30 protein-coding genes and 4 tRNA genes are annotated in these 26328 nt (G+C 44.0%); 14 read left to right on the forward strand and 20 right to left on the reverse strand.

The features are described from left to right. Positions 1 to 978, reverse strand: a complete 978-nt coding sequence (gene sdsA / locus FTT75_RS00935) for an All-trans-nonaprenyl-diphosphate synthase (protein WP_005097778.1) — start codon at positions 976 to 978, stop codon at positions 1 to 3. Between the two features lie 445 nt (positions 979 to 1423). Here sdsA and rplU point away from each other — a divergent pair, with 445 nt between their 5' ends. The 8 genes from rplU (at position 1424) to FTT75_RS00975 (ending at position 8198) form a co-directional block, all read left to right on the forward strand. Continuing rightward, complete coding sequence (gene rplU, locus FTT75_RS00940; protein WP_005097776.1) at positions 1424 to 1735, forward strand: 50S ribosomal protein L21; 312 nt, start codon at positions 1424 to 1426, stop codon at positions 1733 to 1735. Between the two features lie 19 nt (positions 1736 to 1754). Further along, positions 1755 to 2009 (forward strand): 50S ribosomal protein L27, encoded by a 255-nt coding sequence (gene rpmA, locus FTT75_RS00945; protein WP_005097774.1) that lies wholly within the window; start codon positions 1755 to 1757, stop codon positions 2007 to 2009. 247 nt (positions 2010 to 2256) lie between these two features. Further along, positions 2257 to 2952, forward strand: a complete 696-nt coding sequence (gene lolA / locus FTT75_RS00950; protein ID WP_180075391.1) for an outer membrane lipoprotein chaperone LolA — start codon at positions 2257 to 2259, stop codon at positions 2950 to 2952. A gap of 169 nt (positions 2953 to 3121) precedes the next feature. Continuing rightward, positions 3122 to 3883 (forward strand): DUF3298 domain-containing protein, encoded by a 762-nt coding sequence (locus FTT75_RS00955; RefSeq protein ID WP_100357873.1) that lies wholly within the window; start codon positions 3122 to 3124, stop codon positions 3881 to 3883. 100 nt (positions 3884 to 3983) lie between these two features. Continuing rightward, positions 3984 to 5255: a serine--tRNA ligase gene (gene serS, locus FTT75_RS00960; RefSeq protein ID WP_005097768.1), complete on the forward strand. Its 1272-nt coding sequence runs from the start codon at positions 3984 to 3986 to the stop codon at positions 5253 to 5255. Between the two features lie 73 nt (positions 5256 to 5328). Next, positions 5329 to 6711 (forward strand): siroheme synthase CysG, encoded by a 1383-nt coding sequence (gene cysG / locus FTT75_RS00965; protein WP_180185799.1) that lies wholly within the window; start codon positions 5329 to 5331, stop codon positions 6709 to 6711. Between the two features lie 475 nt (positions 6712 to 7186). Next, on the forward strand, positions 7187 to 7663 hold the full coding sequence (locus FTT75_RS00970) for a tRNA (cytidine(34)-2'-O)-methyltransferase (RefSeq protein ID WP_180185800.1): 477 nt from the start codon (positions 7187 to 7189) through the stop codon (positions 7661 to 7663). A gap of 139 nt (positions 7664 to 7802) precedes the next feature. After that, positions 7803 to 8198 (forward strand): hypothetical protein, encoded by a 396-nt coding sequence (locus FTT75_RS00975; protein WP_218944851.1) that lies wholly within the window; start codon positions 7803 to 7805, stop codon positions 8196 to 8198. Between the two features lie 60 nt (positions 8199 to 8258). Here the strand turns inward: FTT75_RS00975 and FTT75_RS00980 are convergent, their stop codons facing one another. The 6 genes from FTT75_RS00980 to rpoD all read right to left on the reverse strand — a co-directional run bounded on the left by FTT75_RS00980 (position 8259) and on the right by rpoD (position 14857). Beyond that, the gene (locus FTT75_RS00980; RefSeq protein ID WP_005097762.1) at positions 8259 to 9653 is read right to left on the reverse strand and encodes an APC family permease; all 1395 of its coding nucleotides are present in this window, start codon (positions 9651 to 9653) and stop codon (positions 8259 to 8261) included. A 264-nt stretch (positions 9654 to 9917) separates the two neighbouring features. Next, complete coding sequence (locus FTT75_RS00985) at positions 9918 to 11102, reverse strand: iron-containing alcohol dehydrogenase (protein WP_005097761.1); 1185 nt, start codon at positions 11100 to 11102, stop codon at positions 9918 to 9920. Position 11103: 1 nt separating this feature from the next. Continuing rightward, positions 11104 to 11637: a hypothetical protein gene (locus FTT75_RS00990; protein WP_005097759.1), complete on the reverse strand. Its 534-nt coding sequence runs from the start codon at positions 11635 to 11637 to the stop codon at positions 11104 to 11106. Between the two features lie 74 nt (positions 11638 to 11711). Then, positions 11712 to 12371, reverse strand: a complete 660-nt coding sequence (gene lipB, locus FTT75_RS00995; protein WP_100355550.1) for a lipoyl(octanoyl) transferase LipB — start codon at positions 12369 to 12371, stop codon at positions 11712 to 11714. Between the two features lie 150 nt (positions 12372 to 12521). Continuing rightward, positions 12522 to 12809, reverse strand: coding sequence for a YbeD family protein (locus FTT75_RS01000; protein WP_005097756.1), 288 nt, complete (start codon positions 12807 to 12809; stop codon positions 12522 to 12524). Between the two features lie 113 nt (positions 12810 to 12922). Then, positions 12923 to 14857, reverse strand: coding sequence for an RNA polymerase sigma factor RpoD (gene rpoD / locus FTT75_RS01005; protein ID WP_225554192.1), 1935 nt, complete (start codon positions 14855 to 14857; stop codon positions 12923 to 12925). A 346-nt stretch (positions 14858 to 15203) separates the two neighbouring features. Here rpoD and FTT75_RS01010 point away from each other — a divergent pair, with 346 nt between their 5' ends. Both FTT75_RS01010 and FTT75_RS01015 read left to right on the forward strand, forming a co-directional pair. Further along, on the forward strand, positions 15204 to 15410 hold the full coding sequence (locus FTT75_RS01010) for a PA3496 family putative envelope integrity protein (protein ID WP_005169810.1): 207 nt from the start codon (positions 15204 to 15206) through the stop codon (positions 15408 to 15410). A 71-nt stretch (positions 15411 to 15481) separates the two neighbouring features. Then, positions 15482 to 16006, forward strand: a complete 525-nt coding sequence (locus FTT75_RS01015) for a YecA family protein (RefSeq protein WP_180185801.1) — start codon at positions 15482 to 15484, stop codon at positions 16004 to 16006. A gap of 67 nt (positions 16007 to 16073) precedes the next feature. Here FTT75_RS01015 and FTT75_RS01020 read toward each other — a convergent pair whose 3' ends face one another. From FTT75_RS01020 to FTT75_RS01035, 4 genes are all read right to left on the reverse strand, one after another. Then, positions 16074 to 16499, reverse strand: coding sequence for an ABZJ_00895 family protein (locus FTT75_RS01020; protein WP_100329106.1), 426 nt, complete (start codon positions 16497 to 16499; stop codon positions 16074 to 16076). A gap of 30 nt (positions 16500 to 16529) precedes the next feature. Then, on the reverse strand, positions 16530 to 17147 hold the full coding sequence (locus tag FTT75_RS01025) for a DedA family protein (protein ID WP_074383408.1): 618 nt from the start codon (positions 17145 to 17147) through the stop codon (positions 16530 to 16532). A gap of 87 nt (positions 17148 to 17234) precedes the next feature. Next, positions 17235 to 17513, reverse strand: a complete 279-nt coding sequence (locus FTT75_RS01030; RefSeq protein ID WP_180185802.1) for an FUSC family protein — start codon at positions 17511 to 17513, stop codon at positions 17235 to 17237. A 206-nt stretch (positions 17514 to 17719) separates the two neighbouring features. Beyond that, positions 17720 to 18652 carry a rhodanese-related sulfurtransferase gene (locus tag FTT75_RS01035; RefSeq protein WP_005097749.1) on the reverse strand — a complete coding sequence of 311 codons (933 nt, stop codon included), beginning with the start codon at positions 18650 to 18652 and terminating at the stop codon, positions 17720 to 17722. Positions 18653 to 18850: 198 nt separating this feature from the next. Here FTT75_RS01035 and FTT75_RS01040 point away from each other — a divergent pair, with 198 nt between their 5' ends. The 4 genes from FTT75_RS01040 to FTT75_RS01055 all read left to right on the forward strand — a co-directional run bounded on the left by FTT75_RS01040 (position 18851) and on the right by FTT75_RS01055 (position 22459). Further along, positions 18851 to 19336 carry a DUF1289 domain-containing protein gene (locus FTT75_RS01040; protein ID WP_218947749.1) on the forward strand — a complete coding sequence of 162 codons (486 nt, stop codon included), beginning with the start codon at positions 18851 to 18853 and terminating at the stop codon, positions 19334 to 19336. Positions 19337 to 19382: 46 nt separating this feature from the next. After that, a complete protein-coding gene (locus FTT75_RS01045; RefSeq protein ID WP_005097747.1) occupies positions 19383 to 19994 on the forward strand; it encodes a LysE family translocator in 612 nt (203 codons plus the stop codon). Positions 19995 to 20084: 90 nt separating this feature from the next. Then, entirely contained in the window at positions 20085 to 21890 is a 1806-nt protein-coding gene (locus FTT75_RS01050; RefSeq protein ID WP_100329104.1) for a DUF2157 domain-containing protein, read from the forward strand. Beyond that, complete coding sequence (locus tag FTT75_RS01055; RefSeq protein ID WP_100329103.1) at positions 21887 to 22459, forward strand: GDYXXLXY domain-containing protein; 573 nt, start codon at positions 21887 to 21889, stop codon at positions 22457 to 22459. The genes FTT75_RS01050 and FTT75_RS01055 overlap by 4 nt, the downstream gene beginning before the upstream one ends. A gap of 69 nt (positions 22460 to 22528) precedes the next feature. Here FTT75_RS01055 and panD read toward each other — a convergent pair whose 3' ends face one another. The 9 genes from panD to ispE all read right to left on the reverse strand — a co-directional run bounded on the left by panD (position 22529) and on the right by ispE (position 26307). After that, a complete protein-coding gene (panD, locus tag FTT75_RS01060; RefSeq protein WP_005097743.1) occupies positions 22529 to 22909 on the reverse strand; it encodes an aspartate 1-decarboxylase in 381 nt (126 codons plus the stop codon). 146 nt (positions 22910 to 23055) lie between these two features. Then, on the reverse strand, positions 23056 to 23637 hold the full coding sequence (gene pth / locus FTT75_RS01065) for an aminoacyl-tRNA hydrolase (RefSeq protein WP_180185803.1): 582 nt from the start codon (positions 23635 to 23637) through the stop codon (positions 23056 to 23058). Positions 23638 to 23655: 18 nt separating this feature from the next. Further along, a complete protein-coding gene (gene rplY, locus FTT75_RS01070) occupies positions 23656 to 23952 on the reverse strand; it encodes a 50S ribosomal protein L25 (protein ID WP_004645781.1) in 297 nt (98 codons plus the stop codon). A gap of 98 nt (positions 23953 to 24050) precedes the next feature. Continuing rightward, on the reverse strand, positions 24051 to 25004 hold the full coding sequence (locus tag FTT75_RS01075; protein WP_005097740.1) for a ribose-phosphate pyrophosphokinase: 954 nt from the start codon (positions 25002 to 25004) through the stop codon (positions 24051 to 24053). Positions 25005 to 25040: 36 nt separating this feature from the next. Then, positions 25041 to 25115: transfer RNA gene (locus tag FTT75_RS01080), tRNA-Gln, on the reverse strand. A gap of 92 nt (positions 25116 to 25207) precedes the next feature. After that, a tRNA-Gln gene (locus tag FTT75_RS01085) sits at positions 25208 to 25282 on the reverse strand. A gap of 20 nt (positions 25283 to 25302) precedes the next feature. Next, positions 25303 to 25377, reverse strand: a tRNA-Gln gene (locus FTT75_RS01090). 25 nt (positions 25378 to 25402) lie between these two features. Beyond that, positions 25403 to 25477, reverse strand: a tRNA-Gln gene (locus FTT75_RS01095). Positions 25478 to 25479: 2 nt separating this feature from the next. Next, positions 25480 to 26307: a 4-(cytidine 5'-diphospho)-2-C-methyl-D-erythritol kinase gene (gene ispE / locus FTT75_RS01100; protein WP_035337985.1), complete on the reverse strand. Its 828-nt coding sequence runs from the start codon at positions 26305 to 26307 to the stop codon at positions 25480 to 25482. Between the last annotated feature and the right edge of the window lie 21 nt (positions 26308 to 26328).

Genomic DNA, 26328 nt, shown 5'->3' on the forward strand with positions numbered 1-26328 from the left:
TTACTGAATTCGGTGTAGGGCCAGTTTGGCCAGATTAATCAGAGCTTGACGATACTCAGAGTCAGGTAATGCCTGCAAGGCATGAATGGCGGTTTCCGTTTCTTCAGTCGCACGTTGACGGCAATAGTCCAGTGCCCCGGACGCATTGACAATTTGAATGACTTGATCGAGATGTTCTGTACCGCCAGTGGCAATACTGCGACGGATAATTTCATGCTGCTCACCGGAGGTATTTTTTAGCGCAGCAATCAATGGCAGGGTAGGTTTGCCTTCCATCAGGTCATCACCGATATTTTTGCCGAGGGTTTCTGCATCGGAGGTGTAATCTAGAATGTCATCAATAATCTGGAAGGCATTGCCGAAATGACCGGCGAAAGTTTTTAAAGGCTCACGGAATTCATCTTTACCCGACAGAATCGCTGCGCCTTCTGTCGCCAGTTCAAACAGGCGCGACGTTTTACCATGAATAATATTTAAATAAGTCGCTTCACTGGTTTCTGGCTGGTGCTGGGATTGCAATTGCAGCACTTCACCTTCAGCAATTTCACAGGTGCCGGTCGAGAAATCTTTCAGCAAGACCATATTGTTTAAATCGACCAGCAGATCAAATGCACGTGAAATCAGGAAGTCACCGACCAGAACAGCAGTCTGGTTATTCCATGTCGCATTGGCAGTCGGACGGCCACGACGCAGGCCAGATTCATCGACCACATCATCATGCACCAGCGTCGCCGTATGCAGCATTTCAATAATCGCGGCCAGCTTGCGATGCGGTTCTAAATCTTCAGCACCACAAGCCTTGGCAGCCAGAAGACACATAATCGGGCGCATGCGTTTGCCACCCGCTTCGACCACATGTTTGCTGACGGCCATCACCAGTGCAACTTTTGAAGTAATTCCTTCATTAATGAATGTGTCCATCGCAGCAAAGTCGTTAGCAACAGGAGCGAGAATGTCTTGCTTAAAGTCGATGGTCATGTGAAAGAAAACCTCTAGTCTGGTAAATCGCAGGTCGTAGTTTAACAATTTATAACATGAGTGAAACCTAAGAAATGCATAAACTCCACTAAAAATCAGCTTTTTATAGATCTTATTCAGATTCGATCTATATTCTGCGCTACAAAAAATCAGGAAAGGTCAGCGATGTCGCCCTCTTCATCAGGCTGAGTATATTAATCAAACTGGCCGAATTTCTGCTGTATTATTTTGTTGCTGAATATATCTTGAGTGTCTGATTTGATAGAAATTATTTAAGTGTTAAATAATTAGCACATACTCGCCATTATTATTTCAGTAAAATGGCTTGTTGTTTTTTTGAATATCCCTTAAAATCCTCGCCCTTAGATATCCCCCAGTGGCGTACGTCTTAAGATCGATATCTTCCTTTATCGGCACGACGACACGGGCTTGTTTGGAGTACATTATGTACGCAGTAATCCAAAGCGGTGGTAAACAACACCGTGTAATCGAGGGTGAAACCCTTAAAGTAGAATTATTGAAAGCTGAAACTGGCTCAACTATTACGTTTGATGACGTATTGATGCTTGTAAACGGTGAAAGCATTCAAATCGGTGCTCCAGTTGTTGCTGGCGCTACTGTAACTGCTGAAGTAGTTAGCCATGGTCGTCACGACAAAATCCGCATTATCAAAATGCGTCGTCGTAAACACTACCGTAAACAACAAGGTCACCGTCAATGGTTCACTGAGTTGAAAATTACAGCTATTTCAGGCTAATTACGAGGAGTAAATAGACATGGCAACTAAAAAAGCCGGTGGTTCGACTAAAAACGGTCGTGATTCGAATCCTAAAATGTTAGGTGTTAAAATGTACGGCGGTCAATCTGTGACTGCTGGTAACATTATCGTTCGTCAACGTGGTACTGAATTCCACGCTGGTCAAAACGTAGGTATGGGCCGTGACCATACTTTGTTTGCGACTGCTGACGGCGTAATCAAATTCGAAGTGAAAGGCCAATTCGGTCGTCGCTACGTATCTGTTGAAGCGTAATTCGCTGAGATAGAAAAAAAGCCCACAGTTTCTGTGGGCTTTTTTATGCCTGAAAATTGACTGTAATGAACGCCTGATCCAGCTTATGTAAAAAAACGGCTGAAATCTTCATCATGATGAACAAAAAAATAGATTTCGAATTAATAACCATACAAAAGTTCTTATTTTCTATCATTTTAGCTTTTAATTTTCGTTTAAGATGAGACATCAAATAAATTGTGATGACACAAAATATAAAGGTGAAATTATGAATATGCTTCGTAAAACCGTCTGTGCTATGGCTCTGGGTGCAGTGACTTTAGCACCGGTGATGAGTACAACCGTGTTTGCTGCACCTGTGGCAGCGTCGGAGCAACAGGCAACTGCCAGTCTGGTAAAACAGCTGAATTATGTGCGTAGCATGACGGCAAATTTTGAGCAAAGCACCAAGGTGACCAATCCGAGAGCAACCCAGAAAAAAGGCTTGAGCGCACAACATATGAATCAAACCTTTAAAGGGGTGATGAAAGTCGAGCGTCCGGGTAAATTCTATTGGGAAACGACAGCACCATCGAAGCAAACCATTACAACGACTGGTAAAACAGTATGGATTTATGATCCGGATTTGCAGCAAGCGGTTCGTCAAAATCTGGATGAGCAAGTTGCCAATACACCGGCTTTGCTTCTGTCAGGAAATACCAGTCAGATTATGCAGTCTTACCGGGTCACTCAGCCGAATAAGGGGAAAACCTATTACACGCTGTATCCTAAAAATACCGATGGTGTCTTTGAGAGCCTGACCATTAGCTTTGGCGCCAATAAAGCACCGAGCTTGATGATCCTGCAGGATTCACTTGGCCAAACTACAAATATTAAGTTTAGTAATGTGAAAGTGAATGGCAGTATTCCGGCTTCTACCTTTAACTTTACCCCGCCAAAAGGTACGGACATTATTGATCAATAATCAGAAGTATCAAGTAAATCAAAGAGCAACCGATTCTGGTTGCTTTTTTATTGCCGATTATCAGGATTGCTTTGAGCAGGCTACAAGGTTCAGCTATATCTAGACACAAGAGCATCTTAAAATAAATAAAAGTCGAGTCAATGAAATTGCAAAATTTTGGGAGCTCAGGATGAAGATCAATCTGTTTAAAACTGCTGAATTTTATGCTGTCTTATTAATCACTGTATATATGTTGGGCTGTCAGCCGCCATCCAATTCAGTTGCAACGCTTACCCAAACAGATCCGTGGGTGCAGATTGAAGCCAAGAGTATTCCCGTCAAAGGGGTGGCCAAAGTGGTGTGTGAAATAGAAGGCTGTGTACGCTTTGATCTTCATACGGTGGATACCAACCTCGACTGGATTGATCAATATTTTATAGAACGTATTCAGCATACCGAGCCGGTTGCATTCACCAAAGTGACTCAGAAAAATCCTAAAAAAGCCGATGAGCCCCATTATCTGGATCAGCGTTTTATCAAGGTACTATTTATCGCTCAGCGTGATCATCTGGCGACTTTTGCCTTAATAAGTTCCAATCTGGTGAAGAATCACACTGCATCAAGTGAACATGTGGAATATATCAATTTTGATATGAAACAGAAAAAGCGTCTGGCTTTGCATCAATTGATGTTAAAGGGCGGTGAGCAGAAACTACTCAATGTGATATATCGAACCAATACTCGATGGCTACGCACACAGGGGATACAAGCACAGCAGTTAAAACTGAGTGATAACTATTATTTTGACAGGTCGGGTCTGGTGTTGGTGTACCCGGCAGGTGAATTAACGTCTAAAGCAGCAGGAACGCCTGAATTAAAAGTGTCCTATGCAGATTTGGGTGAAGTGATTTGGCCTGAATATTTAGCCATTTTACAGCCCAAGACTTCCTAAATATTGTGCTAATAAGGCACAGCTGGGGTCGTAGTCACTGTATTTTTTGACGTTAAGAGCTTACACTATAGCCAGTTTTTTTCTTCTGCAAAGATTGATTATGATCGACCCGAAATTACTCAGAAACAATATTGAGGCTGTAAATTTGGCCTTGGCAAAACGTGGTGTTCAACTCAATGTTGAAGAGTGGGCCTCCCTAGAAGCGCGCCGTAAAGAAATTCAGTCCAAGACAGAAACACTGCAAGCTGAACGTAATGCCGGTGCAAAACAAGTCGGTCAAATTAAAAAGGCAGGCGGTGATGCTTCTGAAATCATGACACGCATGTCTGCGATTGGTGATGAAATCAAAGCGGCTGAAGCAGCATTGGCTGAACTGCAAGCGGAGCTTGAAGAAAAATTACTGTCTATTCCAAACTTGCCAGATGAAGCTGTGCCTGAAGGCAAAGACGAAAGCGATAACGTGGAAATCCTGAAATGGGGTACACCACGTGAATTCGATTTTGAGATCAAAGACCATACTGACCTCGGTGAAATGATGGGCGGTTTGGAATTTGAAACCGCAACCAAATTAACCGGTTCTCGTTTCAGTGTTTTGAAAGGCCCATTGGCGCGTTTACAACGTGCATTGACACAGTTCATGCTGAATACGCATACAGACCAGAATGGTTATACTGAAGCTTATGTACCGTATTTGGTGAATGCGGATTCATTACGTGGCACAGGTCAGTTGCCTAAATTTGAAGAAGATCTGTTTAAACTTCAAGGCGAAAAAGAATTCTATTTAATTCCAACTGCTGAAGTGCCAGTGACTAACTTCGTGCGTGATGAAATCATTGATGCAGATCGTCTGCCATTAAAATATGCAGCACATACCCCATGTTTCCGTAGTGAAGCAGGGTCTTATGGCCGTGATACCCGTGGCCTGATTCGTCAGCACCAGTTCGACAAAGTGGAAATGGTTCAGATTGTTAAACCTGAAACGTCTATGCAGGCACTGGAAGATTTAACCGGCCATGCTGAAGGTATCTTGCAAGCATTAGGTCTGCCATACCGTAAGATCATCCTTTGTGGCGGTGATATGGGCTTTGGCGCGACCAAGACTTATGATCTTGAAGTTTGGGTGCCAAGCCAGAATACTTATCGTGAAATATCTTCATGTTCAAACATGGGTGACTTCCAGGCGCGTCGTATGAAAGCGCGTTACCGTGCCGACCAGAAAAAAACTGAATTTGTACATACCTTGAATGGTTCGGGTCTGGCGGTTGGTCGTACTTTACTTGCTGTGATGGAAAACTATCAACGCGCCGATGGCTCGATTGAAATTCCTGAAGTATTACGTCCATATATGGGTGGTGCGACTTATATCGACTAATGCTTGATATCAGCATCCCTAAATGTGCATGAAAATTGCATAGACAGTCAGATTTAAAATTTTGAGGTAGTTCGTGGATATCTTTCCAATCTCGTTAAAGTTGCAACAGCAACCTTGTCTGATTGTCGGTGGTGGACATATTGCCTACCGTAAAGCGGTATTATTAGCAAAAGCCGGAGCAGTGATTCATGTCATTGCCCCTGAAATTGATGCCAATTTACTTGGGATTGTTCAGCAGTCTCAAGGGCAATATGAGCAGGCACCATTCAGTACACAGATTCCTTTACGCCATTATCGTTTAGTGATTGCAGCAACAGATGATGCTGATGTGAATCGTCAGGTTTTCGAGCTGTGCGAAGCTGAAAATGTACTGGTCAACAGTGTCGATGATCCACCACATTGCCGTTTTATGGTACCTGCGATTATTGACCGTTCGCCGCTGGTGATTTCGGTGGCATCGAATGGCACGTCGCCGGTGTTGTCACGCCAGATTCGGACTCAACTGGAAGCGACGATTCCACATGGCATGGGCAAGCTGGCTGAGTTCTCAGGCAAATGGCGCAGTCGCGTTAAAGCAAAAATTGTCAATCCGGATCAGCGCCGTATTTTCTGGGAAGATCTGTACGCCAGTCCGCTGAAAGAGCAGGTGTTTAATGACAATATGGCTGAAGCAGATCGTCTGATCGAGCAAGCATTACAAGAGTGGCAACAGCCGAAAGGTGAAGTCTATCTGGTGGGTGCAGGTCCAGGTGATCCAGAACTGTTGACCCTGAAAGCTTTACGTTTGATGCAGCAAGCCGATGTGGTGATTTATGATCGCCTGGTGTCTGAACCGATTATGGATCTGTGTCGCCGTGATGCGGAAAAAATCTATGTTGGTAAGGCGCGTTCCAATCATGCAGTTCCACAAGATGGGATTAATGCTTTATTGGTCAAATATGCCAGTGAAGGCAAGCGGGTTTGTCGTCTGAAAGGCGGTGATCCTTTCATCTTTGGGCGTGGCGGCGAAGAAATTGAAGAACTGTTTGCGGCAGGTATTACTTTTCAGGTGGTGCCGGGTATTACCGCAGCTTCAGGTTGTTCCGCCTACGCCGGTATTCCATTAACGCATCGGGATTATGCACAAAGTGTGCGTTTCCTGACAGGTCATTTAAAAGAAGGTTCGCCTGAATTGCCTTGGCGTGAGCTGGTCTATGAAAACCAGACCTTGGTGCTGTATATGGGACTGGTGGGATTGGAAAGAATCTGTGCGCAGTTAATCGCTCATGGTCAACGCGCAGATATGCCGGTGGCACTGGTCTCTAAAGGCACGACTCCTGAGCAAAAAGTTGTGGTGGGAACCCTTGCTGACATCGCCTCTAAAGTGTCTGAGCATCAAATTCAGGCACCGACTTTAACCATTATTGGTGAAGTGGTTCGCTTGCGTGAACAACTGCAATGGCATGAGCGAGGATAAGCAAATCACTGCTTTGCCCGAGCGCAAGACGAAGGCTATGCCTGAGTAAGAGGATAAGCAAATCACTGCTTTGCCCGAGCGCAAGACGAAGGCTATGCCTGAGTAAGAGGATCAGCAAAAGTTGTCTCTTGGTTTGACCGTAAGACGAAGGCTATGCCTGAGTAAGAGGATCAGCAAAAGTTGTCTCTTGGTTTGACTGCAAGACGAAGGCCATGCCTGAGTAAGAGGATAGCAATAGTTGATACTTTTTGCCCGAGCGCAAGACGAAGGCCATGCCTGAGTAAGAGGATAAGCAAAAGTTGTCTCTTGGTTTGACTGCAAGACGAAAATTACACCTGAATAAAAGGATATGACGATTAATCTCATGGTCCGAATACAGGCAAAAATTTGTATCTGAAAAAGATAGCACTGATGTTGCTGTTTGATCTATAAGTTGAAAGCTATATCTGAATGAAATGTATAAAGTGAGAAATAAGTGATCCACGTTGTTTTATATGAGCCCGAAATTCCTGCAAATACAGGCAATATTATTCGTCTGTGTGCCAATACGGGAGCACAGTTGCATCTGGTCAAGCCACTGGGTTTTGAACTGGATGATAAAAAACTGAGACGTGCCGGTCTGGATTATCACGAATATGCACGTATGCAGATTTGGGACACTATCGAAGATTGTCTGGCCGATCTGGCAAGCAAAGGCATTGCTCTGGATGCGGTCTATCCGCTGACCACCAAAGGGACTGAAATGCCACATACCTCGGACTTGAACCGTCCTGTGGCATTGTTGATGGGGCCGGAAACGCGTGGTCTGCCTGAACATGTTCGGATGATGTTCCCGCAGCAGCACTGGATTCGTTTACCGATGGCAGAGAACTCTCGTAGTTTAAACCTTTCGAATGCCACGGCAGTGATTGTATATGAAGCCTGGCGTCAGCAAAGTTTTAAAGCGCTCTAAGCTTAAATTTACAATAATTTGAAAAGCTGCCTTTGGGTGGCTTTTTTATTTGCTAGGATAGAGAGAGACAACTGATTGGAATAAGAAGGATATACGCGTGAAGCCGATATTAAAATTTGCCTTGGCCTGTTGTATTGGAATGACTGCTTTACACCTCGGTGCGCAAGAAGCAAGTGATGTAATGGGGGAAACGCAACAAGTTCAGCCAATTACGCAAGCGGAAATACAGCAAGGATTGGCTGACATGCAAAAACGCTTGGATGCGCGGATCGATAACTGGGGACAGAGTCTGAATTCCGATGATTTTGAATGGACTTGGCGTGGACGTAAATTGAAGCAGACCAAACGTCAGGAAGTTTGTGATATTTTTCAGGATGTGGTCAATGAAATGTATCAGCTGGCGGTCAAGAATAAAGCCAGACTAAATCCGGAAGAGCAAAAATTATTGTCGAATAGAAGTCTGTTCATTGAAAAACTGGGCTATGAAAATAATCGGGTCAATACCCAAATGGGTTTTGATTGTCGTTTATCCTAAGTAAAATCAAAACATAAAAAAGGCGCTTAAAGCGCCTTTTTTATTTGAACCGGAACGATATTATTTATCGTCAAATTCGTTGTGCTGAGGTGCAGGATGCTTGAAACCTTTGGTTTTATAACCCAGGTACAAGATACCGCCAAATGCCCAAATCAGACCATATTTCAATGAGGTTTGATCAACTTCGAGCCATAAGGCAAATACTGCAATGAAACCTGCAAGTGGTACCACCACAAAGTTCAGAATTTCTTTCGCAGTTTTGGTACGACCATCACGTAAAGCATAGCGTGAAATGACAGACAAGTTTACGAAACTGAACGCCGTCAATGCACCGAAACTGATCAGTGAAATCACAAAATCAAGATCCATGAAGCCAGCTGTTAAGGCTACAGCACCGACAATCATAATGTTGTATGACGGTGTGTAGTTTTTCGGACTGATATGACCAAAGATTTTCTTGTTGATCACGCCATCACGGCCCATGACGTACATTAAGCGAGATACACCTGCATGTGCAGAAATCCCTGATGCCATGACGGTAATGATTGCAAAACCAAGTACATAAGCCTGGAACAAGGACCCACCCACCAGCATCAAAATTTCCGGCTGAGTTTCAGCAATATTCTGGAAATATGAACCTGGATTGTTCGGGAAGTAAATCTGCATGAAGTAAGTGCTGATAATGAAAATAATACCGGCAATTAAAGCGGTCAAGAAAATCGCTTTAGGCAAAGTTTTTTCAGTATCTTTGGTTTCTTCAGCCAGCGAGCTTAAAGAGTCAAAACCAGTGAAAGAGAAGCACAGTAAAGTCGCACCAGTAATCAGGGCGCCTACTGACGTTAATTCATTCCAGAACGGTTCCAGACTCCAGAGCTGATAGCGTTGCTCAGCTGTGATTGGACCATCCGCATTAAAGCCAGCCTGTAACTTGCTGTAGACCATCCAGGTAAATACGGCAATGACAATCAACTGCACGAACACGATCATACTGTTGAAGTTCGCTACAAAGCGCGCACCACGTAAATTGATGCCAGTCATGAATGCAGTCAATACCACGACCCAAACCCAATGATTGATATCAGGGAACAGGGCTTCTAGGTAAATGACGGCAAGAATGATGTTGACCATTGGCGACAATAAATAATCGAGCCAAGATGACCACCCCACCATGAAACCCACATTCGGGTGAATGGATTTTTGCGCATAGGTATAGGCCGAACCCGAAGAAGGGTAGCGACGAATCATATGACCATAGCTCAAAGAGGTTAACAAAATTGCAATCAGCGCAAAAATGTAAGAGGTGGGAACGTGGAAGTTACTTTCTTCAGATACCAGACCGAATGTATCAAACAAGGTCATGGGTTGAATATAAGCCAAACCAATAATAATGATGTGCCAGAGTCCCAGCGTTTTTTGCAGTTTAGCTGCCGATTGAGTCCCAGAGATATTAGTCAACGGCGTTATCCTCTTAATCGTTGATCAAGGATCAGTCATATTTATAAGGATCGTTTGAGACGAACGATCCCCCCTACAGTTTTCTATAAAAGCCCGCCAATCTACTTGAAAAGAAGGGCTTTTGCTAGCTATTTTTTTGACTTTTGAGGTGCATAAAGTATGCCATTCAAATTAGCGCAATGATTTCTTTATGCAAGATAAAAGCCTGATGTCTAAAAAAACATCAGGCTTTAATTTTCGCTATATTGGCTTATTTTTCAGTAATTACCAAGCCTTTTTTAAGATAGATTTTAAATCTTCCAGGGTGGCTTCTTTCGGGTTATAAATGATGGAACCATCGTTCAGGGCTTTCTCTGCCACTTCATCCAGCTGCGCTTCAGAAATCTTGCCGGTTTCACGTAATGTACGTGGCAGTTTGGTCAGACTATAAATCCGATCTCGCATGGTCAGAATAGTGGCAATGGTTTTGTCTGCGCGTAAATGTGCTGGTGTTTGCGCATAAATATCGGCACCTGCCAAAGGTAGCAACAGATCAGCAATCTTGTCACCATTGACCTCTTTGTTGTATTCCAGCACATACGGCAGGAACAGGTTCATACATAAACCATGCGGCAAGTGCACCACTGCACCCAGTGAATGACCGAGTGAATGCACAATCCCGACCATCGAGTTAGAAAATGCAATACCGGCCATGGTCGATGCTTGAGCCAGTTCCAGACGGCCTTGCGCATCATTGGGATTATCCAGCACATTGAATAGATGGCTACTGATCTTCTTGACTGCTGCGGTGGCATAAGCATCTGAGATTGGATTGGCTGCCATGCAAGTATAAGCTTCGACCGCATGGGTCAGTGCATCCATTGCGGTCATGGCGGTTAAATGCGGCGGCAAAGTCTGGGTCATGCGCGGATCTAAAATCGCAGCATGCGGCATCAAATAATACGATGCGAAAGGCATTTTAACGTTCTTCTCGGTATCTGAGACGACGGCCACCATGGTGACTTCTGAGCCTGTCCCCGAAGTTGTTGGAATCACAAAAAATGGTTTCAGTGGCTTAGGCAGGTTGTGGGCACCAGAATATTTAAGCAAGTCATCACCCCCTTCAGACACCAGAATATTGGTGGCCTTGGACGTATCAATGACTGAACCACCGCCTACAGCAATGATCGCATCACAGTGATTTTCACGATACAGTTTTGCCGCACTACGTACTGTACCCAAGCTAGAGTCGGGGGGGACGTCATCAAAAATGGCTACAATTGCAGCATCTGCCATTTCAAATGCCGCTTCAATCGGTGCCAGCAGATTATTGGCGCGTACACCTTTGTCGGTAATGATCAGCGGACGTTTTGCGCCTAAGGTCGCAAGTTCAAACGGAATATGTTCTAACGCGGCATGTCCGGCAATGACTTTAACCGGACAGAAAAATTCATAATAAGGTTTAGCCATGTTATACACTCCGTTTTAAATAAGATTGAGCGATTTTTAGATAAATACTGCTCGCTTCGCTTAGTTTTTCTTTGAGGCTGAGATTGCTTGGATATTCTTTGACAGCCAGTTGCGCCACCAGTTTAGGCAAAATCAGTGCTTCCATTTTATTTAGACAACGCACCAGACGAATGGCATTGGAAATATCGCCATCGGCAATCATGCGGTCATTGGCAAAGGCTTGAGAGGTGCTTTCCTGAAAGGAAAAAACTAAAAAAGCATGGTGCAGATGTTTAAAGGTAATAGTCAGATCAGGTGCTTTTTCCAGATTTTTCACCAGTTCCAATTGCTTGTCCTCAGTGACCCGCGCCACAAAGGCTGGGCCATGCGGAAAGACTTTCATGGAAAGAGTGAAATGGACTGGAAATTGGGCAACTTCCTGTTTGATTTCTTCATCCACCTGGCTTGCCATGACCAGACCGCGGCCAATCACATCCATCATGAGTTTGACATAGGCAAGCTGCAAAGCGGGTTTTACGGATTTAGTTGCAATCACGTGATGATCCCTATCTCAATATTATTGGTTTAGAGTAAATACTCTAATTTATTTGGGGGTGAAATGCAAAGGCTTTATCTTTGCTCGACAGTGACTTGATTAAAGTAACCGCTGTGGCGCAAAGTTTCAATAATTTCACGACATAACTGGTTGAATTGTGGCGGTTGTTCCAGTAGGTCGCTCATGCGAACCATTTCCAGTCCCGCATAACCACAAGGGTTGATGGTATTAAATCCGCTCAGGTCACAATCCAGATTTAAGGAAAGACCATGATAGCTACGGCCTTTACGAATTTTAAAACCCAGTGAACCAATTTTTCGTTCAGCCACATAGACCCCCGGTGCATCGGGTTTGGCATAAGCATCGATGCCGTATTTTTTCAGCAGATCGATCATCAGGTTTTCAGCATAGGACACCAGTGTACGCACATTCCAGCCCAGGCGATTCAGGTCAAACATGAAGTAAGCCACCAGCTGGCCCGGGCCGTGCCAGGTCACTTGACCACCACGATCGGTTTGAATTACCGGGATATTGCTCGGTATCAGAATATGTTCTGGCTTACCGGCCTGACCTTGAGTCAATACATCCTGATGTTGCAGAATCCACAGCTGATCCGGGCTATGTTCATCACGGTTTTCCGTAAAAGTTTTCATTTCCAGAAAACGATCTTCATAAGGTGTGAGGTCGTGATATTGACGAATGATCAGCTCGGGCTTTTGCAGCACATCAGTCACAGGAAGTGTCCTTGGTAATTATAAAAAACTGATCATAATTATAATGATTTCGGCATGAAATAGGGGCGAGACCTACAATATTTAAGCGCTAGCTCAGTCATTGTACAGGCATAAAAAACACGCCCGAAAGCGTGTCTTTTGTATTTTTGATTACAGTGCGGTTTTAATCAGCGGACAGGCGGCCAAATCTGCATATACTGCATGTACCTGCTCCAGTTCCAAAAAGCGCAGTTGTGCGGTAATGGAATGATATTTGCCAGTACGCGACGGTGTGATGGTCATTTCACTGCCATCAAACTCAGGAAAATGTTTTACAAAGATATCATTTACGGCCTGACGCAGTTCAATGCCAGCAAGGCCAATCAGTTTGATGGGATAGTCCATCGGGAACACCCAGAGGTGTTCCTGTAAGTCACGAGAAGGTGTGCGGTCTAACATGGTAGTCCCCCTGATTTGAAACGCCTGCAATCATGCAGGCGTTTGGGTCTGTCTTGGCTACTTAAGTGGAGACTGATGATTAAATTTCAAGTTTCCAGAATAAGCATCAAATCTTAATCATTCTCAAGGAATGAACGTAAGTGTTCTGAACGCGATGGATGGCGAAGTTTACGTAGTGCTTTCGCTTCAATCTGACGAATACGTTCACGTGTCACATCAAATTGTTTGCCCACTTCTTCCAAGGTGTGGTCGGTCGGCATGTCGATACCAAAACGCATTTTCAGGACTTTGGCTTCACGTTCAGTCAGGTTTTCCAGAACTTCGCGTGTCGCTTCTTTCAGGCCTTCTGAAGTCGCAGCATCAATTGGTGACGTGATGTTGCTGTCTTCAATGAAGTCACCCAGATGCGAATCTTCATCATCACCGATCGGTGTTTCCATCGAAATCGGTTCTTTGGCGATTTTTAGCACTTTACGTACTTTGACTTCGTCCATTTCCAGACGTTCGCCCAACTCTTCAGGTGTCGGTTCACGCCCCATTTCTTGAAGAAGCTGACGCGATACACGATTGATCTTGTTGATGGTCTCGATCATGTGCACCGGAATACGAATGGTACGTGCCTGATCGGCGATTGAACGGGTGATCGCCTGACGAATCCACCAGGTTGCATAAGTCGAGAATTTATAACCACGACGATATTCAAACTTGTCCACCGCTTTCATCAAGCCAATGTTACCTTCTTGAATCAGATCCAGGAACTGCAAGCCACGGTTGGTGTATTTTTTCGCAATTGAAATCACCAGACGCAAGTTGGCTTCGACCATTTCTTTCTTGGCGCGACGTGCCTTAGCTTCACCAACGGCCATGCGTTTGGCAATGTCTTTAATGCCTTTAACATCAAGACCCAATTCTTTTTCAATATCGGCAATCTTTTGCTGGAAGGCCAATACATCTGGACGTACTTTTTCCAGATAGGCTTTCTGGTCTGCAGGTGTTTTCGCGATCTGTTCATCTAACCAGGCTGGATTCGATTCCTGTCCCGGGAAAGAAGTACGGAACTGGGTACGATCCATACGACCACGGCGCACGGCATAACGCATCACTTCACGTTCTGCACCACGGATCTGGTCATGCGTACCACGAATCATTTCTGAAATGATATCGAATAGACGCGGCGTGAATTTGAACATCATGAATACGGTCGCCAGTGCTTCCAGCGCAGCTTCAGATTCTTCGCTGTCACGACCATGTTTTTCGATGGCTGTTTTGGTATTCAACCATGCATTTTCAAGTTCAGTGAAGCGCGCTTTGGCAATTTCAGGATCTGGACCAGAATCAGCTTCTGAATCATCTTCAGTTTCAGCTTCTTCCTCTTCATCATCATCCAGTTTTACATCCTTGGTCGATTTTTTCGAGTCAGTCTTGTCTTCAGCGATCTCGACTTCTTCTTCGAGTACTTCAGGAATTTCTTCGTCTGATTCAGGATCTAAATAACCCGATAACAGGTCAGCAAGACGGCGTTCGCCCGCTTCATAATCTTTATATTCTTGGAGTACAACTTCTACCGCATTGGGCCAGTAAGCAATCGAGTGCAAAACATCACGAATACCTTCTTCGATGCGCTTTGCAATGCTAATTTCGCCTTCACGGGTTAAAAGCTCAACGGTACCCATTTCACGCATATACATACGCACAGGGTCAGTTGTACGACCTGGCTCATTTTCTACAGAGGCCAGTACGGCTGCAGCTTCTTCTTCTGCAACTTCATCGGCAGCTTCTGTAGTATCTTCGAACATCGTATCATCAGATTCAGGCGCGCGATCATGTACAGGAATACCCACGTCATTCAGCATCTGAATGATATCTTCAATCTGCTCGCTTTCTGTGATGGAGTCCGGCAGATGATCGTTAACCTCAGCGAAGGTTAAGTAACCTTGTTCTTTGCCTCGGCTAATCAGAGCCGCTACTTGTGAAGTAGGGGAAGTCATATCGCTCATCTTTTGCTTACTCTTCGTTGAATCTGTGACAGGAAAAACCGTACAACTTATGCACGATTTAAGCTCATTAAATTTAGTGAATAGCCTACGTATTTCATCAGAGTATTCAGCATTCAAGCTGTCTGATAAAATATTTAAAATGAAATTCAGTAATTTAAGATGGGGATGAATTTGTTATTTTCAAGTCCAGCCCCGGCATCTGTGTATTTGACCAAAAAATGTGTAGTCAAAAAACATAAGGACGCAGGGTGGATTATATCATGTCACACAATGTCCTTAAAAAAAAGCCCTATTTACAACTTTAAAATACGAAAATTTAAATAAAACTTGACTTGTGGTTTTAGGCAAGATAAATAGCGCTAAAACCATTTACATTTTTCACTATGAGGAAGTTTTAGTGTCTTCTACAGATTTTGAACTAGATGATAGCTTCGGTGAGGATGATGTTAATTTCGATGAAGCTTCCAGCAAGCTGAGCGCTAAAGAGTCGTTGGAAAAACGTCGTCTGATTGATGATTTACTTTCACAACGTCGCTTGGAACGCGAACTCAAAGATTTTGACTATGACTTCGACGATGATGACGATTTTGATGACGAAGATTAACGAATTCGGATTTAGCATGGCCTGAATAAATGCTATGCTAAACCTTTCGGTTTTCTAAGTTTGGATGTTAGATGAGTGCTTTAGATTTAGACCTGTTGAGTGAATATCTAGATGGTGACCAAAATGAACATGGTCTAGATTTCGCAGCAACCCATGGTTTCTTATGTGCTATTGCAGTAGGCCCAAAATTCGACAAATGGTTAAACGAGCTTTTTGATAGCAATCAAAAGAAAGTGCCTGCAGAAATCATCACTCAGGTACAAGCATGGTTAGAGTCTATCCGTCAAAGCTTAGCCAATGAAGAAGGGATTACATTCCCATTTGAAATTGAAGAAGCAGACACCGAATCAAGCTTGGGTGACTGGAGTGTGGGCTTTGTCGATGCCATGTTCCTGAACGAAGAAGCTTGGTTTACTGAAGAATTTGAAGAGCAACTGGTAGATTTAACTCTGCCAATCATGGTCTTCAGCGGCATTGATGATGAAGATCCGCAAATGGAAACTTTCCGTCGCAATGGCCAGTTAATGGACGAACTTGCAGAAGAAATTCCAGACAACTTAAATGAATTGTATCTGATGTATCACACTCCAGAATAATTCATAAAAAAAGCACCGCACGGTGCTTTTTTTAGCTTTGGACTTTTATCAAAGCATCGAAGGGATTTTACTTTCTTTCAATACCGACCCGTTTGCTCAGACTGTAGCGGGCATAGCTATTATAGGCAATATGAAAGATCAAACCATGCACCGCAATCACAGCAGCCATCAGAAATGAATTCGGGCCCCTTCCGGTATAAGCCATGTTGTTGAAGATGGCTTCAGTCTGTGGATGCATCCAGATCACAACAAATATAAAAATAAACCCAAATGTAATCGCAATGATGGTAGAACCCCATACCAGTTTGCTTTTCTCTTCCTTGCTGGGTAAATGTTGTTCTCTCTTCACAAAGTATCGGGCACTGAGAAAGGCTGACGCGATTAGGGCCGGGATCAGGAGAATCGCGCCCAGATTGAATACATAAATGAGTACGCCCACGAATAGAACCAAGCTAAGATAAACGGTAGCAAAATATTTAAGATAGTGCGACATCGTTTTAGCCTCCTTCATGCTGAGGTCTATTCAGGATGGACGATTTTTACGCTGCTGTCTACGGTAGATAACCCAGGCAATAATGACTATAACAATCGCAATAATCACATAACTGACTTTACTGAAAATTTGCTGCATCAACTCTTGGTTTTCACCAAAGTAAAATCCGACACAGGCCAGAAATGTGGTCCAGATGATGGTTCCGAGTGTGCTATAGAACATGAATTTCCAGAAGGGCATACGGCTCATGCCGGCAGGAATGCTGATCAAGGAGCGGACGGCAGGAACCATACGGCCAAAAAACACAATCCGATGTCCATAATGTTCAAACCAGCTCAGTGATTTTTTCACATCATTGGATTTGATAAACAGATATTTGCCATAACGGTCGACAAACTTGAAAATGGAATCGTGATTGAATTTATAACCCACCCAGTACAGCAAGGCTGCTGCTAGTAATGAGCCAATGCAACCGGCCATGATCACCCCGACCAGTATTAACTCACCCTGAGAGGCCGAATAGCCCGCAGAAGGCATAATGATTTCGGAAGGGATGGGTGGGAAGACATTATCCAGAAACATGAGCAGGGCAATACCCCAGTAGCCCAGTTGTTCCATGACGGAAATAATCCATTCAGTTAAATTCATAAGATGGTCAAAATAAAAAATACTGCCTGTATCCTAAGCAGTATTTTTTATGCGGTAAAGTCTTGGAATATAAATGAGCAGGCAGAATCAGCTATGTGTCAGCGTATAAATATAGACTTTGCGTAAGCCATAGGCCAAACAGACAGGTAAAACACTCAGCAGGATAAAATGAATGACACTGGTATTAAGATGATAACCAATAAACAGCGCTAAAATCGCGCCAATCACAGTTCCCAAGATGACCACAAACACATGTGACTGGCTCTCAAGCTCGTCATTAACCTGATGAAGTCGTTGTTGTTTTATATTCTCTTTGGGTTGAAACTGAACCAGATTATCTGGATCTCGAGCAAGTGAACTGGTCATGTTATATTCCTTTTCATTTTAAAATTTAAGTTAATAATGAAAGACTTGGCTTAAGATAGACTTTTCAATAGACTAGCAATCTTGCTTGGAAAAAAATAAGGTTCTTGGTAATGAATTGGTGAGAGTTTTATTACTGTTGTAATTTTTATGTAAATAAAAAACCCTCCGAAGAGGGTTTTTATATATTTTCTTACAAAGCGGCTGGCTTAGAGACGTTTACGTTTTGCTGCCAGAATTTGGGACTGACGCATACGGAAACCGTCTTTTTGTTTCTCTGTGGTCTTGTCAATGCAGTACACGCAAGAGACACCATGTTCATAACTTGGCAGCGCCACTTCTTCAGGAAGCAAAGGCCAGCCACAGGCATGGCATTTGGTGTTTTGACCTTCTTCGACACCGTGTGTTACTGCTGTACGGCCATCAAATACGAAGCATTCGCCTTCCCACATACTTTCTTCAGCCGGAGTTTCTTCCAGGTATTTTAAAATACCACCTTTCAGGTGATACACCTCTGTAAAACCTTCTTGCAGAAGCAGAGAGGTTGATTTTTCACAGCGAATACCACCGGTACAGAACATGGCAATTTTCTTGTCTTTGTGCTGTTCCAGATTATTTTTCACATATTCAGGGAATTCACGGAAGCTTTCAGTTTTCGGGTCAATCGCGCCTTTGAACGTTCCTGCTTTGTATTCGTAATCGTTACGGGTATCAACCAGAATCACGTCATCACGCGCAATCAGTTCATTCCATTCCTGAGGATCAAGATAGTGACCGACCAGATCACGTGGTTTCACTTCTACCCCTAAAGTCACGATTTCTTTTTTTAATTTAATTTTCATTTTACGAAATGGCTTGTCAGAGCTGTCTGACTCTTTATATTCCATCTCAACAAAGCCTTCATTGAGAAGGAACTGGTGAATTTGATCAATCGATGCACGGTCACCTGCAACCGTACCGTTAATCCCTTCACCCGCTACAATGAGTGTTCCACAAAGGTTGATTGTTTTTACCAAGTCTAAAAGACGTTGTTGAAGATCGGCAGGATCTTGAACTTCTTTGAATTGATAAAGTGCGGCAACAACCCAACCTGAGGTCGCTTGCTGTTCTACAGGTGCAAGCTGTTCTACAGTAGCGTTCATGGAATACTCCAACGTAGCATGATAATTTAAAGGCGCATATTTTAGCGTGATTCGAGTGAATAAGCGAGTAAAACACTTGCCTTTTAACAGGCTTCAATTCATGGGGGAGAGCGTGTATAGTCATGCCCGACCCGGAATTTTGTAAAGTTTTATGCAGTGATGCAGGTACTGGAAGTTGTAGTATCTTTGGAGTGTGTTTTGAGTTCAGATCGTCGTATTGCGTCTTTAACCCCGTGTGCTGGGCGTTGCTCGACCGTATTTGGTGATGCGGTATGTCGTGGTTGCCGCCGTTTCAATCATGAGGTGATTCACTGGAACACTTATGGCGCTGATCAACATCATGCCGTATGGCGGCGTCTGGATGCACAGCTGGATCAGATTTTAGTGCCGTTGTTGCCACATGCAGATATCGTCAAGGTTCAAGCCTTTGTGCTGTCAAAACGGGTACGTTTACGTGACGATGCCTCCAAAGGACGTAAGCTGTATCATGCTTTAAAGCTCTGTGAAAAAAATCGGCATTTTACCGATGATAGTGGTTTGGGGATTCATTATAAGCAGGTACGTCCACTCTGGGATGAGTTTGAGCGCCGGATTCTGACTTTGGCCACTGCCAGTTATGATCTGGCTTTTCTGCGGGCGGATGGCATTAGTCAGCATCTGATTCATCTGCAGGAAGAGGAATAAGTCCTCTTTTTTTATGCAGAAAAATAACAACAGCTGAGGGAAAAGCATGAATATCAGTGAGTATCTCTTGTATTGTCTGGCTGTTGTGGTAATGATCGCCACGCCTGGTCCGGTGATGTTGCTGGTGGCCAGTGCCGGTCTAAAAGGCGGTTATGCTGCGGCTTTAAGAACTATTTTTGGCACCAATTTCGCTTCATTGATATTGATTGCTTTATCGATATTAAGCCTGAAAGGCTTGCTGGTCATTAATGAACAGTGGCTGGATGCCATCAAGTTGCTGGGTTGTCTGTATATTGGTTATCTGGGGCTGCAAATATTTCGGGAGGTGATTTTCCAGCAAGCAGAGTCAACTCAAAAGAAGTTATCTCCGGTACGTGGCGGCTTTCAGCAGGGTTTTCTGGTCGGTATTTCCAATCCCAAAGATATTATTTTCTTTGCGGCTTTTTTCCCGCAGTTTATTGGTATTACATCTGATCTCGATTTGAGTCTCATAATCTTAACCTTGAGCTGGATCGTGCTGGATTTCCTGACCCTGTCGGTGGTGTATTTGGGTTTTAACCGTTTATCCCGTTCTCGGTTGTATCCGCATTTGCTGGCCTTGTGTGGTCTCATTCTGCTGATCATTGCTCTTTACGGCATTTATCAGATCCTGATTTAAAAAAGTACTGCACAGTTGTAAGGTTCCTGCCTGGCATATGCGCTAAAAATCATGCTAAGGTAAAATCAAATAAAAATTGAACAGATCAGCATGTCTAAAACAGTAACCAAGCCCGATCATCCATTCTCACCGCTGTTATTTATTCAACCTGCTGTTATTCAGATTCTTCAAATCATTGGACTCGCGCTGATCGCTGTCAGTATCGTGTATCTGCTGGCAGCAAACTGGTGGATGCTGCCGAAATTTGTCCAGTTGTTTATGCCGCAAGTTTTATTGCTGGGTTCGGCATTGCTGAGTGTGCATTTTGCTGCGCGAGAAAAGTTAAGACAAAGTCTGGATACTGTATCGGGTTTAATGCTGGGCTTAAGTCTGGCAGTGATTGGGCAGATCTATCAGACTGGCGCGGACAGTTATCAACTATTTTTGCTTTGGGCATTGTTACTTTTGCCTTGGCTGTATCGACCGAATATTGGTGTGTTTGCATTATTTTGCGTGGTCAGCCAGCTGGCGCTTTATTTTTATTTTAAACAAAGCTTTTGGTTGGTGCGTGCTGAAACTGCCTATCTGCTCAGTCTTAATCTGTTGACCGGACTGAGTCTGATCTATGCATTACGCTATTATCCGGTTTTACGCTATCTGTTGATTGCCGTGGTGGTACTCATTTCGGTATTCAGCATGTTTCGATTTATCGACTCGAATTCGATCTGGTATTTGGCTTCGGTACTGGTCTTAGCACTGTTATTTAGTGCTTATTTCTATACTCGGCAGCAACAGCTGGAAACCAGTTTGCTGGTTGCAGGGCTGGCACTGAGTTTTAGCATTCTGATTTTTGATCTCACAGACCAATATTTGCAAAATTCAGCTGCAGGCTTATTGGTGCTGGCTTTGCTCATCTTTGGCTGGTTTGCGGCGATTAGTGCGCTGCTGATAAAGCTGTTACCCCAGAGCCGGTTTTCGGTCATTCCACTGGCGCTGGGCGCATGGATTGCTGGTGTGATACTGGCCATGCTGTTGCTGACCTATTGGGAAAGTTTATCCATCCTGATGGGGCTAATCTTTATCGGGATTGCCTGGTGGCTGATTCATAGCAAGCCTTCAGTTTTTCTGCGGCAACTGGCTTATTGTTTGTGGGTTTGCGGTCAGGCTGCTGTCCTGATTCATACCGAATTGTTGACAGATAGTTTATTGCTGATCTGGCTGATACAAATCGGTATTACGTTGCTAAGTATCATGAATCGCATGCATTGGCTGGTGCTGCTATTACAGTTATTACTGGCTCATGCGTTGGGAATTGCAGTTTTAATCGAGCAGCACCCATTTTCTCATGACCATCGCCTGATCACATGGATCATGCTGTTGAATTACAGTGTGCTGACCGTGGCTTTACTCACTGCAAGACACTGGCTTGCTTCAGCTTATGCCAAAAGTGTGAATCTGTGGATGATCAGTATTTTGGCAGCAACGGCTATTTTTCAATGTCTGTTGCAATTTGGCGTAGCGCAGCAACTGCATCCGCGCGGTATAGATGAAGCAATTGTTTTCTATATTTTACCCGCAGTATGGCTGCTGAGTTTTATCGGAATACATCTGAAGCAATTTTCGCTGACACCACTCTGGCTGATTCCTGCCGTAGGCATTTTACTGATTGCACTGGGCTATTTTGAAATTTTCATCATTCTGGTACTTATGGCCTGGGCGATGGTCAATCAACAGCGATTGATGCAGGCCTTATTGGTTCTGTTACTGATCTTCTGGTTATGGTTGCTGTATTACAATCTGGGACTCAGCTTTTTATTTAAGAGTGTCAGTATCTTTGCTTCAGGTCTGCTGGTTTTGCTTCTGGCTTATGTGTTGAGCTCACCGAAATTTCAGTCGAAAACAGGAGTAGCCTCATGAAAAAGTTCTGGGTGCTACACCTGAGTATTTTTAGTATTGCCTTATTTGTGGGCTTAATTATCCAGCATGAATGGCATTTAAGAAATAGTCAGAGTATTTTTGTTAAGTTGGCGCCCGTCGATCCGCGTTCGATTTTGCAGGGCGATTATATGGCGCTGAACTATCAGTTGCATTTTGCTGGTCTGGATGCTGATGAAACTGCCCTGAATCAAACAGGTTCAGATATCACTATTCAGGATTTTAAAGATCGGTCTCAGATCGTGAGCTATGTACGCTTGGATGCACAACGACGAGTGATACGAAGCAGTTTTGATCCGCGTCTGTTACAAGTTCATCCGGCATCTTCCGCAAAACTGCTGTTAAAGAATCCACGCAATAGTTTTGAAGCTTTATATCCGGCGGCCAATAGTTTTTTATTCGCCGAAGGCCTGGAGCCGTGTTATCGCAGTGCCAAATTTGCCGAACTTAAGCTTAAGGAAAATGGAAAGGCTTTACTGGTTAATCTTGTTGACTCCCATTTAAAGCCCCTAAATTGTGAAAGTTCTAAAAGCTGGCGGCAGGGCAGTTAATTATATTTAGTCATTCTGGCCATAAAAAAGCCCGCGAGGTGCGAGCTTTGGGAATCTGGTCGCATCGACTTAAGCGACTTGTACCGGAATACAGTTGGCAGTATGGCTGACGGTATTGTTTGGATTTGCATAGACCAAGCGTGGCTGATGTGCATTTGCTTCAGCTTCAGTGAAATCACCAAAAGTTGCAATAATGATGATATCGCCTACATCGGCTTGATGTGCAGCGCCACCATTGACTGAAATGATGCCTGAATTATCTTCGCCACGAATGGCATAAGTTGCAAAACGTTTACCATTGGTCACGTTCCACACATGAATTTCTTCGTATTCGCGAATGCCAGCTAAATCCATCAAAACGCCATCAATTGCACATGAACCTTCATAGTGTAATTCTGCATGTGTAACGTGAGCGCGGTGAATTTTGCATTTTAATAAACGAGATAGCATGGCTAGCGTCCCCTGAGTTGAACTAAGACTTTGATCATCATATGGTTGAATCAATTTCTACGACACTGGATAAGTGGGTAGGCTTGCGCATTTTGCGCTTAAATGATCTTTCTGACAAGCGGAATTGTCCAGCGATTTTTGAATGATCAGTTAGGCTTATAGGCATTAATTTGATTCATGGCTTGCTGTACTTCTGCATTCACCAGCATTTTGGTACGTGCGAGCGCATGTGAAATTGCATCATCCATTAACTTTTGTTCGCTGCTGGGCGCTTTACTGAGCACATGACCAGAAACACGGTCTTTGGCACCAGGATGGCCGATTCCAATACGCAGGCGATGGAAGTTTGAACCAATATGCGGCACGATATCGCGTAGACCATTATGACCACCGTGACCACCACCCGTTTTCAGGCGAATGACACCAGGATTCATATCCAGTTCATCATGGGCAATCAGGATCGATTCAGGTGCGATATTGTAGAATTTGGCGAAAGGAACAACACTTTTACCGGAAAGGTTCATAAAGGTTGTAGGTAGAAGAAGACGAACGTCTTGACCTTCGATATTGCCACGACCACTAAATCCATTGAATTTCGGGTCTTTCTTGAGGGTAATGCCATATTGCTCTGCAAGGCGTTCTACGAACCAGAAGCCTGCATTATGGCGGGTTTGGGCATACTCAGAACCTGGGTTACCCAAACCAACAATCAGTGAAATATTTGACACTAATTACACCATTAACACTTATGCGCGTTTGAAGTCAGCGTGCATTGGTGTGTTTTTAGCTGGGTGACGTTGTAACGCTTGGATTTTCACGCTTTCAACTTTACCGTCTACATCAATTTCGATAACTTCTTCAAAGAATGAATTGTTTTCTAAGAATTTAACAAGCTGACGAAGCTCAACAGTAATTGCTACAGGAGCAGCTTCACCACCGTAGATGATTGCAGGAACTTTAGCTTGAAGACGAAGGCGGCGGCTCGCACCTTTCCCTTGAACTGCTTCTTCACGTGCTGCTGCGTTTAATACGAAGTTTGCCATGATAGACATCCTATTTAAGTTAAATGAACCAGACTTGCGACCAGTCTGGTGAGTAAAAGCCCTACCAAATGGCAGGGCTTTGAAAATTCAGCGCTCTATTATAGATAAGAATCGAACATTGCGCTAATAGATTCTTCGTTGTTAATGCGACGAATCGTTTCAGCAACCATGCTGGCTACGGAAACCTGGCGAATCTTGCCCAGTGCTAAAGCTTCATCTGAAAGTGGGATGGTGTCACAAACCACCAACTCATCAATCACAGAATGTCTTAAGTTTTCTAATGCTTTACCAGAAAGTACTGGATGCGTTGCATAAGCAACAACCTTGCGAGCACCGAAAGTTTTCAATGCATCAGCTGCTTTGCATAAAGTGCCTGCAGTATCTACCATGTCATCGACGATGACACAATCACGATCTTTCACATCGCCAATCAAATGCATCACTTGTGATTCATTCGCTTTTTGACGACGCTTATCGATGATTGCAAGATCGATATCACCCATTTGTTTCGCAACAGCACGTGCACGAACCACACCACCGACGTCAGGTGAAACCACCATCAGGTTGTGATGTGACTGCTGACGTAAGTCAGCAAGTAGCGCTGGTGTACCGTAGATGTTGTCTACAGGGATATCGAAGAAACCTTGGATCTGGTCAGCATGAAGATCAATCATCACAACGCGGTCAATACCTACAGTCGTCAGCATGTCTGCAACGACTTTAGCAGTAATTGGCACACGGCTTGAACGTGGACGACGGTCTTGACGAGCATAACCAAAGTAAGGAATCACGGCAGTAATACGACCTGCACTTGCACGACGCAAAGCGTCAGCCATGACTAAGATTTCCATCAGGTTATCGTTAGTAGGAGCACAAGTAGGTTGCACGACGAATACGTCTTTACCACGAACGTTTTCAGTAATCTCGACAGCGATTTCACCATCAGAGAACTGACCTACAGAGGCAGCGCCTAGAGGAATATGTAAGTGACTTACGACTTTTTGAGCGAATTGTGGATGCGCAGATCCACTAAAAACGACAAGATTGGGCATGAAGCACCCTTGGCGGTTGGGATATATGGGAATAGATGGCAGGGGTAGCTGGATTCGAACCAACGGATGCCGAGATCAAAACCCGGTGCCTTACCACTTGGCGATACCCCTAATGCGGCAGAACTTTAATATTTTTACGGTAAAGTGTCAAGGTAAATTAACAGTCTTACAGCAAATGAGTGTTCTGTCTTTTTTCGAGAAAATGGCAGGGGTAGCTGGATTCGAACCAACGGATGCCGAGATCAAAACCCGGTGCCTTACCACTTGGCGATACCCCTAAATTTGATGAACTGTAAGATGGCAGGGGTAGCTGGATTCGAACCAACGGATGCCGAGATCAAAACCCGGTGCCTTACCACTTGGCGATACCCCTAATACAGTACATCTACAGGTGAAAATGGCAGGGGTAGCTGGATTCGAACCAACGGATGCCGAGATCAAAACCCGGTGCCTTACCACTTGGCGATACCCCTATCTACACTTTAAACTGAACTAAAGGTGATTCTTGTAAACTGTTGACCAGGTAAGCTTTACATGGTGCATTTGCAAGAATATCTTCGATATTCAGATTTTCAGTGACTTCAATAAACACACAAGCACCTGTACCTGTAAGTTTTGCAATACCGAACTGGTCGAGATATTGCATCGCTTCATCGACTTCAGGATATAAGGATCGAGCCAGTGGCTCAAAGTTATTTCCAAAATCAGATGGCGTTTGCTGATAGGCGCAAAATTTAGTGCTCTTCGTGTCTCTTGTCAATGCTTTTTGCGAAAAAAGCAGTTGAGTGCTGATAAAACAGTCAGGTTTTAACACAATGAATTGTTTTTGATCTAAGTCTATGAATGTTAAGTGTTCGCCAATGCCTTCAGCCCAGGCATTTCGACCATGTACAAATATCGGTACATCTGCACCCAGCTTGACTCCGAGATCTGCCAGTTGCTCGATATTTAAACCGCACTGCCAGAGCTGGTTCAGCACAATCAGGGTGGTGGCTGCATTCGACGAACCGCCCCCGAGTCCAGCACCCATCGGGATATTTTTCTCCAGACGAATCTTTAGCCCGGTCAGTGTTTGAGCATAGGGCTTCAACAGTTGTACCGCACGATAGATTAAATTTTGTTCCAGATCGACGGAGGCCAGCCCTTCAATCTGGATGTGTTGATTATCTGTTTGTTCAAACTCCAGCCAGTCATACAGATCAATCAGCTGAAAAATGCTTTGCAGCTCGTGATAGCCATTTTCACGGCGACCGGTAATATGTAAAAACAAATTCAGTTTAGCAGGCGAGGGAACACGAATCATCATGGGCTAACATCAGGTCAA

The organism is Acinetobacter sp. YH01008, from assembly GCF_013420435.1.
Taxonomy (GTDB): Bacteria; Pseudomonadota; Gammaproteobacteria; order Pseudomonadales; family Moraxellaceae; genus Acinetobacter; species Acinetobacter pseudolwoffii.